Origin of the sequence: Microbacterium sp., from assembly GCF_039812165.1 — a bacterium.
Lineage (GTDB): Bacteria > Actinomycetota > Actinomycetes > Actinomycetales > Microbacteriaceae > Microbacterium.
The window spans coordinates 1-8,900 of the sequence record NZ_JBDIAB010000123.1 but is presented as its reverse complement, the minus strand read 5'-3'; the positions used below and the strand labels follow the sequence as shown (position 1 = coordinate 8,900).

Sequence of the window (8,900 nt, the reverse complement as noted above, 5' to 3'; positions counted from 1 at the left end):
TCCCGGCCGGCCCGGATCAGATGGCGAAGCCGAGCGCCCGCATCATGTCGCGGCCGTCGTCGGTGATGCGCTCCGGCCCCCACGGCGGCATCCACACCCAGTTGATGCGGAACCGGTCCACGACCTCGTCGAGGGCCTGCGCGGTCTGCTCCTCGAGCACGTCGGTGAGCGGGCAGCCCGCCGACGTCAGCGTCATGTGGATGACGAGCGCGTCGTTCTCGTCGTCCCAGCCGAGGTCGTAGATGAGCCCGAGGTCGACGACGTTGATCCCGAGCTCGGGATCCATGACGTCCTTGAGCGCCTCGGTGACCTCGTCGTACTTCTCCGGCGTGAGCGTCTCGGCCATGGCTCGATCCTAAATGAGTGATTCGGAATGCGGGTGAGCGGCCGCTGGAGGGCGGTCGCGAGGCGACCTAGCGCTAAGCCTGCGCCGGGGCGCCGGACTCGGCCGCCGCCTCGACCTCGGCGAGGAACCGGTCGTAGCCCTCGTCCTCGAGCCGCTCGGCGAGCTCGGGGCCGCCCTCCTCGACGATGCGCCCGGCGACCATGACGTGCACGTAGTCGGGCGTGATGTAGCGGAGGATGCGCGTGTAGTGCGTGATCAGCAGCACGCCGAGGTCGGTGGCCTCGCGCGCGCGGTTCACGCCGTGCGACACGATCTTGAGCGCGTCGACGTCGAGGCCCGAGTCGGTCTCGTCGAGCACGGCGATCTTGGGCTTCAGGAGCTCGAGCTGGAGGATCTCGTGGCGCTTCTTCTCGCCGCCCGAGAAGCCCTCGTTCACGTTGCGCTGGGCGAACTTGCCGTCCATGCGCAGGTTCTTCATCGCCTCCTTGACCTCCTTGGTCCAGGTGCGGATGGGCGGCGCCTCGCCGTCGATCGCGGTCTTGGCGGTGCGGAGGAAGTTCGTGACGCTCACGCCCGGGATCTCCACCGGGTACTGCATCGCGAGGAACAGGCCCGCGCGGGCGCGCTCGTCGACCGCCATCTCCAGGACGTCCTCGCCGTCGAGCGTGATCGAGCCGCCCGTGATCGTGTAGGCCGGGTGGCCCGCGATCGCGTAGGCGAGCGTCGACTTGCCGGAGCCGTTCGGGCCCATGATGGCGTGGGTCTCACCGGTGCGGACCGTGAGGGTCACACCGTTGAGGATCGGGATCTCACCGGCATCCGTCTCGACCGTGGCGTGCAGGTCGCGGATCTCGAGCACAGACATTCAGACTTCCTTACTTCACGATCTTGGTCACGGACGGGTCGATCATGACGTCGTCGCCGTCGATCGTGACCTCGTAGACGGGGACCGGCTCGTACGCCGGCAGGTTGAGGGGGTGCCCGGTGCGCAGCGAGAACGCCGAGCCGTGCGCCCAGCACTCCAGCGTGTCGCCCTCGACGAAGCCCTCGGAGAGGGAGATGTCGCCGTGCGTGCAGGTGTCGCCGATCGCGTGCACCTCGCCCTCGGAGTCGAGGACGACCGCGATCGGCACGCCGTCGAGCTCGACCCGCACCGGGGTGTCCTGCTCGAGCTCGCTGAGGCTCAACGCCTTCTGCGCGGTCATGCGCCCTCCCCCAGGGCCAGCTCGGCCTCGATGGCCGCGACGATCTCCTGCTCGAGGGCCGGGATGCCGGTCTTCTGCGCGATCTCGCCGAGGAAGCCCAGCACGACCAGGCGCCGCGCCTCGCTCTCGGTGATGCCGCGCGCCTGCAGGTAGAACAGCTGCTCGTCGTCGAAGCGTCCGGTGGCGCTCGCGTGCCCGGCGCCCAGGATGTCGCCGGTCTCGATCTCGAGGTTCGGGATCGACTCGGCGCGCGCCCCGTCGGTGAGGACGAGGTTGCGGTTCGCCTCGTACGAGTCGGTGCCCACGGCATCCGACCCGATCAGGACGTCGCCGATCCACACGCTCCGCGCGCTCGCGCCCTGCAGCGCTCCCTTGTAGAGCACGTCGCCGACGGTGTGCGGGCCCTCGTGGTGCAGGTACACCTGGCTCTCGAGGTGCTGGCCGGCGTCGGCGAACGACAGGCCGTACAGCTTCGCGCTCGAGCCCGAGCCGCTGAGGGTGACCGACGGGTTGACTCGCACGACACCGCCGCCGAGGCTCACGACCACGTGCGTGAGCGACGCGTCGCGGTCGACGCGCGCCTGGTGCGATGCCAGGTGGACGGCGTCGTCGTCCCACCGCTGCACCGTGACGACGGTGAGGGCGGAGCCGTCGCGCGCGATGATCTCGACGTTCTGCGCGTACTGCGCGGAGCCGTCGTGGTACAGCAGCACGGTGGCCCGCGAGTGCGGCATCGCCTCGACGACGATGTGCGAGAAGGCGTGCCCGCCGCGGCCCGAGATGTCGATGCGGATCGGCTCGTCGGCCGTCTCGTCCGCCGGGATGCGGATGTGGCGCGCGTTCTCGGCGTGCTTCCACGCGAGGGCGCTGGGCAGGTCCTCGGGCCGGAACACCTCGCCGCGCACGGCGGCGTCGTGCCCCTGCGAGGCGAGCCGGTAGATCGCCGGGGCGGTCACGTCGATCCACAGCGCGTCGTCGACGTCGACGGGCTCGTCGACGAGGACCGAGCGGAGGCGGTCGACGGGCGTGTGCTTCCAGTTCACCTCGCGCCCGGTGGGCATGCCGAAGTCGTCCGGGTCGAACGACGTGGCGCGCTCGGAGCGCGTCTGCACCGGCACGAACGCGGCCGCAGGGTCGATGTGGCCCTTCGCGCCGGTGGCGGGGGCCTGTGTCGCTGTCGTCATCAGCCGACGGATCCTTCCATGCCCATCTCGATGAGCTTGTTGAGCTCGAGGGCGTACTCCATCGGGAGCTCCCGGGCGATCGGCTCGATGAAGCCGCGCACGATCATCGCCATCGCCTCGTCCTCGGGCATGCCCCTGCTCTGCAGGTAGAACAGCTGCTCGGCGCTCACCTTCGACACCGTGGCCTCGTGGCCCAGCTGCACGTCGTCGACGCGGATGTCGATGGCCGGGTAGGTGTCGGAGCGCGAGATCGTGTCGACCAGCAGCGCATCGCAGCGCACGGTGTTCGCGGAGTGGTGCGCGTTGGCGTCGACCCGCACCTCGCCGCGGTAGCCCGCCCGTCCGCCGCCGCGCGCGATCGACTTCGAGACGATCGAGGACTGCGTGTAGGGCGCCATGTGGATCATCTTCGCGCCGGCGTCCTGGTGCTGGCCGGGGCCGGCGAAGGCGACCGACAGCGTCTCGCCCTTGGCGTGCGGGCCGACGAGGAAGATCGACGGGTACTTCATCGTCACCTTGGAGCCGATGTTGCCGTCGACCCACTCCATGGTCGCGCCCTCGTGGGCGACGGCGCGCTTGGTGACGAGGTTGTAGACGTTGTTCGACCAGTTCTGGATGGTCGTGTAGCGCACGCGCGCGTTCTTCTTGACGATGATCTCGACGACCGCCGAGTGCAGCGAGTCGCTCTTGTAGATCGGCGCCGTGCAGCCCTCGATGTAGTGCACGTACGAGCCCTCGTCGGCGATGATGAGCGTCCGCTCGAACTGGCCCATGTTCTCGGTGTTGATGCGGAAGTACGCCTGCAGCGGGATCTCCACGTGCACGCCCGGGGGGACGTAGACGAACGAGCCGCCCGACCACACCGCGGTGTTGAGCGCGGCGAACTTGTTGTCGCCCGCGGGGATCACGGTGCCGAAGTACTCCTCGAAGAACTCCGGGTGCTCGCGCAGCGCCGTGTCGGTGTCGAGGAAGATGACGCCCTGCGCCTCCAGGTCCTCGCGGATCTGGTGGTAGACGACCTCGGACTCGTACTGCGCGGCGACGCCGGCGACCAGGCGCTGGCGCTCGGCCTCGGGGATGCCGAGCTTCTCGTACGTGTTGCGGATGTCCTCGGGGAGGTCCTCCCACGACTGCGCCTGCTTCTCGGTCGAGCGCACGAAGTACTTGATGTTGTCGAAGTCGATGTCGCTGAGGTCGGCGCCCCACGTCGGCATCGGCTTGCGTTCGAACAGCTGCAGGCCCTTCAGACGGGTCTTCAGCATCCACTCCGGCTCGGACTTCAGCGCCGAGATGTCGCGGACGACGGCATCGCTCAGGCCTCGCCTGGCGCTGGCCCCCGCGGCATCCGGGTCGTGCCAGCCGAACTCGTAGACCCCGAGGCCTTCGAGCTCCGGACGGTCGATGAGCACATCCGACATGTCGTTCTTCCTCCTCTGAGCCCCGGGCGGTGTCATCCGCTCCGGCATTCCGGATTCCTCGTGGAGTTTCGAGGATGGATGCCGCTCCTTGGGGCCCGCTCAGTGGGTGCTGCGCACGCGCTTAGACTGTCAGGGTCCAGCCGCGCCGGGCGCGGCATCCCGACCGTTCGAGTCTACAGGCAACCCCTGACGGCCGGCGTGCCATCCCGTCTCGCACTCATCGCCAGGAGGCGCCAGCCATGTCCGCGAGTCCGACGACCAGTGCCGCACCCGCCGCGTCGGGTCCGCGGCCGCGCCTCTGGCGATGGCTGCCGGAGCGCGTCGACGGGCGCGTCCGCGTGCTCGCGTGGCTGTCGTTCCTCGCCGAGGTCGCGATCATCGGCACCGGCGGCGCGGTGCGCCTGAGCGGGTCCGGGCTCGGTTGCTCGGAGTGGCCGATGTGCACGCCCGAGTCGCTGGTGCCGACGCCGGAGCAGGGCTACCACGGCATCATCGAGTTCGGGAACCGCACCATGACGGGCGTGGTGGGGCTCATCGCGCTCCTGGTCGTCCTGACGACGCTGCACGCCGTGGGGGGACGTCGCCCGGTCGTCCGCGCGCTGTGGTTCGCCGGCGGCGGCATCGTCGCCGCGGTCGCGGCCTACCTGATCACCGCCCCACTGGGCCTCCCCGCCTTCGGGTTCTTCTCCGGCGCGCTGCTGGTCGCGGTCGTGGCGGCCACGGCGGACTCCCTCCGTCTCCCGCTCCAGCGGCGCGACCTCCCGCTCCTGGCCTGGATCGTGCTGGCCGGCGTGATGGCGCAGGCCGTCGTGGGCGGGCTCGCCGTCCTGAGCGATCTGAACCCCTTCGTCGTGGGCTTCCATTACACGGCGTCGCTGGTCCTCGTGTGCGTCACGGCGGCGTTCCTGGTGCGGATGCGCGAGCCCGTGGGCCCCCGCGAGAGGGCCGTGCCGGCCTGGTTCGCGATCCTCAGCCACGTCACGGGGCTCGCCCTGGCCCTGACCATCTTCTTCGGCGTGCTGACCACCGGCAACGGCCCGCACTCCGGCGACGCGAACGTGATCCGCACCGGCTTCGACGCGAGCCTCCTCGCGCACGTGCACTCCTGGCCCGGCTACATCCTCGCCGTGCTCGTGCTCGCCCTGACCGTCGCCGCCTGGGTGCTGCGCCTGCGTCCCCGCGTGTGGCTGCTCGTGCTGATCCTCGCGATCGCCGTGCAGGTGGGCGTCGGGGTGTGGCAGGCCCGCACCGGGCTGCCGGAGGTGCTCGTCGGCATCCACATGGTGCTCGCGGCGCTGTCGGCCGCGGCCTACACCGTCGTGGTGCTGAAGCTGAAGCGCCCGGTCTCCGACCGCCCGTCGCCCGTCTGAGCCCGTGGCAGGCACGGGTCCCCGCCGGCGCGAGGTCGTGACCGCCGACCGGGTGCGCATCGACGGCGGCCTGGTGCGGCGCCCGGCCTACCCGTGGACCGCCACCGTGCACGATCTCCTCCGGCATCTGCACGCCTCGGGACTGGTCGTGCCCGAGCCGGTCGGCGTGGACGTGTCGGCCCCCGCCTCGGACGGCGCGTCGATCGGCGTCGAGACGGTCCGCTTCGTGCCCGGCGTCTCCGGCGGGGACGCCTGGCGCCTGCAGGCGACCGACGAGGGGCTGCGCTCCGCCGCGCGGCTGCTGCGACGCGTGCACGACGCGACCCGCTCGTGGACCCCGCCGCCCGATGCCGTCTGGGCTGTGCCGTCGACGCCGTCCGGCACGGTGTGTCACGGCGACCCGGGACCCTGGAACATGGTGTGGCGCGATGGAGAGGCCGTCGGGCTCATCGACTGGGATCTCGCCCGGCCCGCTCCCGCGCTGGACGACGTCGCGTACGCGCTCGACTACCTCGCGCCGCTCCGCAGCGACGAGGACTGCGTGCGCTGGCACGGATTCGACGTGCCGCCCGACCGCCGCGCGCGCGTCCGGATCTTCCTGGAGGCATACGGGACCGACGCATACGGGACCGACGCGTACGGGATCGATCCGGCCGGGATCGTGGACGCGATCCTGGCGCGCCGCCGCGCGACGATCGTCGAACTGCGCGATCTCGCCGCGCGGGGCGTCGAGCCGCAGCACACGTGGGTCGCCGAGGGCTTCGTCCCCGCCGCCGAGCGGCACCTCGCCTGGTCCGAGGCGAACCGGGGGCTCCTCGAGCCGGTGCCGCCCGCCTGATCCTCCTCGGCTGCGTTCGCCCGGCCAGCTTCCGCGGCGCATCGTCGGAGATCTGCGCGAGATCGGATGCCTCCGCGCACATCCCTCCGACCATGCGCCGATCTCCGACCAACCGCCGCGGGCGGACGCGCCGCTCGCCTCAGCGTGCACGATGCAGCCCCTGTGCCACCGCGCGGGCGATGACATCCTGCACGGCGGGCCAGTCCGCCATGATCTGCGGATAGGAGAACCGCAGCACGTGGTAGCCCATCAGCATGAGCCGCGCGTCATGGGCGATGTCGCTGGTGCGCTGCGCGCCGACATGATGGCCGCCGTCGATCTGCACCACGAGACGCTCGCCGATCAGGAAGTCGACGCGATGACCGTCGATCCACACCTGCGGCAGGATGCGCAGCCCGAGCCAGTGCAGCCGTACCGCGAAGATCGTCTCCAGCCCCGAGTCCGAGAACGGCGTCGCCTCCTCCAGCAGCGCCCGCGCGGACGCGGGAAGCCGGAGTCGAGCCAACGTCTGGCGGTCGACCAGCCCTCTCCGCAGGGCGGACTCCCATACGACGAGGGCCGCATCGTGCGGCTGGCACACGGCGACGAGCGCCAGCACGTTCTCGACGGGGTCCACGAGGGCTCCCGGCTCCCGCGGCACGATCGGCTTCGCCCAGTGCACGGCGAACCCCGCGGGCTTGCCCCCGCGCGCACCGGGATGCGCCGCGACGTGGCAGCGGTCCTCGCTCACGACGAACAGGCCCAGACGCCGTGCCTGCGAGACGCACGTGAGCGCGACGCCGTGCTTCGCGGCCGCGACCAGCTCGGCATCCGCACCGGGAAGCGCCACCCGGTCACGGCAGACGCGTATCAGAGCGCCTCCGGCCACCGCGTGCGCGAGATAGTGGCGGGTGTGCCCCTCGCGCTGCAACCGGGTCGCCGAGGCCACGCCGCCGCGGGCGGCGACGGCCCGGACCGCCGCGGCGACGGCGGTCCTCCGTCGGGTCTGAGGATGCGACATCCCGCCACCGTGCCAGGAGATCCCCGACGACAGGGCCCGCTCGGGCGGATCCGTGGATCACTCGGCGCACAGGGCCGATGTGGAGGAGTCCTCGGCCCCTCGCCGGCCACTCCGCTGGGGATCCCGCCGCACATCATCGGAGATCTGCGCGAAGTCGGATGCCTCCGCGCACATCCCTCCGACCAGGTGCCGATCTCCGAAGAACCGCCGCGGCGGCCGCGGCGGCACCGGGCCACGGAGGGCCCGACGCGTCAGAAGCCCGCGCCGTGCGCCTGGAACGGCGCGACGACGCCGGTGAGCTCGGATGCCGCGGCCAGCGCCGCGCTCGGCGACTCGCCCGCGGCGAGGCGCTCGTGCACGGCTCCGAGGAGCTCGCAGGCCACGTCGTCCGCGACGACGACCGGGGCCGCGATGACGCACCGGGTGCCGGCGTGCAGCCAGATCCGGGTCATCCCGACGGCCTCCTCGCCCCACCGCACCGACGAGCGGCCGACCTCGCACGCGGAGAGGACGACGGTGTCGGGCACGCGCGGCATGAGGTCGATGTCGTAGCCGAACAGCGCGCCGTCGGCGAGCTCGAGACCGGAGAACAGCGGGTGGTCGGCCGCGTGCCGTCCGTGCGCGGCGACGTGCAGCACGCCGACGCGCGAGGCGAGCGCCGTCGCGGCGCGCACCGTCGCGTGCTCGGCGTCGAGCAGCTCGCCCCCTCCCCACGCCGCCGAGCCCAGCGCCGCCTCCTCGTGGCCGCGGGCCACGCGCGGCCCGACGACGAAGCCGGTGCCCGGGGCGGGCCGCGCCGCGCGCTCCGAGATCCACTGCGTCGCCGACGTCGCGACCGTGAACACGCGACCGCGCATCGCCGGCAGCATGCCCCACGGGATGCCGCCGAGGATGCCCGGGACGGTGATCACCACGCGCCGGTCCGCGAGGACAGGGAGGATGGGCTCGACGAGCGCGGCCGACAGGGCCGCGAGCCGATCGTCGAGCGTGCGGCCGACGAGCGCGGCCATCGGTCCCGACCGCACGGATGCCGCGATGTCGAGGTCGGCGCGGAGCCCCGCCATCGTCGCGACGATCCGCTGCCACGTGTCGACGCGCTGGAAGCGGACGACGTCGCCGGTGACCGCGAGCACGGCGAGCCCGGTCTCGTCGAACACGTAGGTCACGAACGCGGTGTCGCCGGGGAGCGCGGCGCGCAGGCCCTCCAGCGAGATCCGCTCGCGCACGCCCGAGGCCCGGGTCGCCGACCACTGACGGCGGCGCACGCGCTCGCTCAGCTCGACCGCGCGGGGATCCGACAGCCAGTCGCCCGTGCCGTCCTCGTCGCGCAGGCGCCGCAGCGCGGCGAGATCGGCGGCGAGCGCGGCGTCGGGCGGCGGACGCAGCGGCACCACCTGCTGGCTGAGGTGCCGCGCGCGCTCCGACCAGTCGAAGACGTCGCCCGGGCGACCCGAGCGCACCGCTGAGCGCAGGCCCGCGAAGATGAGCCGGCGGCCGTGCATCACGAAGGACGTCGCGAGGTCGAGGCTGCCGAACGAC

General features: G+C 71.9%; 9 protein-coding genes. 2 read left to right on the top strand and 7 right to left on the bottom strand.

All coding sequences use genetic code 11. From position 1 onward, the window contains the following. Positions 1-16: 16 nt before the first annotated feature. The 5 genes from WML84_RS10190 to sufB form a co-directional block, all read right to left on the bottom strand. Positions 17-346: a metal-sulfur cluster assembly factor gene (locus tag WML84_RS10190; RefSeq protein WP_347346034.1), complete on the bottom strand. Its 330-nt coding sequence runs from the start codon at positions 344-346 to the stop codon at positions 17-19. Between the two features lie 73 nt (positions 347-419). Beyond that, positions 420-1,211 (bottom strand): Fe-S cluster assembly ATPase SufC, encoded by a 792-nt coding sequence (gene sufC / locus WML84_RS10185; RefSeq protein ID WP_347346033.1) that lies wholly within the window; start codon positions 1,209-1,211, stop codon positions 420-422. Between the two features lie 10 nt (positions 1,212-1,221). Then, a complete protein-coding gene (locus WML84_RS10180) occupies positions 1,222-1,551 on the bottom strand; it encodes a non-heme iron oxygenase ferredoxin subunit (RefSeq protein ID WP_347346032.1) in 330 nt (109 codons plus the stop codon). Beyond that, complete coding sequence (gene sufD, locus WML84_RS10175) at positions 1,548-2,735, bottom strand: Fe-S cluster assembly protein SufD (RefSeq protein WP_347346031.1); 1,188 nt, start codon at positions 2,733-2,735, stop codon at positions 1,548-1,550. The genes WML84_RS10180 and sufD overlap by 4 nt, the downstream gene beginning before the upstream one ends. Further along, positions 2,735-4,153, bottom strand: a complete 1,419-nt coding sequence (sufB, locus tag WML84_RS10170) for a Fe-S cluster assembly protein SufB (RefSeq protein WP_347346030.1) — start codon at positions 4,151-4,153, stop codon at positions 2,735-2,737. The genes sufD and sufB overlap by 1 nt, the downstream gene beginning before the upstream one ends. Positions 4,154-4,392: 239 nt before the next feature. Between sufB and WML84_RS10165 the strand changes: the two genes are divergently transcribed. Beyond that, positions 4,393-5,523: a heme A synthase gene (locus WML84_RS10165; protein WP_347346029.1), complete on the top strand. Its 1,131-nt coding sequence runs from the start codon at positions 4,393-4,395 to the stop codon at positions 5,521-5,523. Positions 5,524-5,527: 4 nt separating this feature from the next. Continuing rightward, complete coding sequence (locus WML84_RS10160; RefSeq protein ID WP_347346028.1) at positions 5,528-6,361, top strand: phosphotransferase; 834 nt, start codon at positions 5,528-5,530, stop codon at positions 6,359-6,361. A gap of 139 nt (positions 6,362-6,500) precedes the next feature. Here WML84_RS10160 and WML84_RS10155 read toward each other — a convergent pair whose 3' ends face one another. After that, entirely contained in the window at positions 6,501-7,361 is an 861-nt protein-coding gene (locus WML84_RS10155) for a DUF559 domain-containing protein (RefSeq protein ID WP_347346027.1), read from the bottom strand. 251 nt (positions 7,362-7,612) lie between these two features. Beyond that, on the bottom strand, positions 7,613-8,900 hold a 1,288-nt coding region (locus WML84_RS10150; RefSeq protein WP_347346026.1), incomplete at its 5' end, for a CHAT domain-containing protein.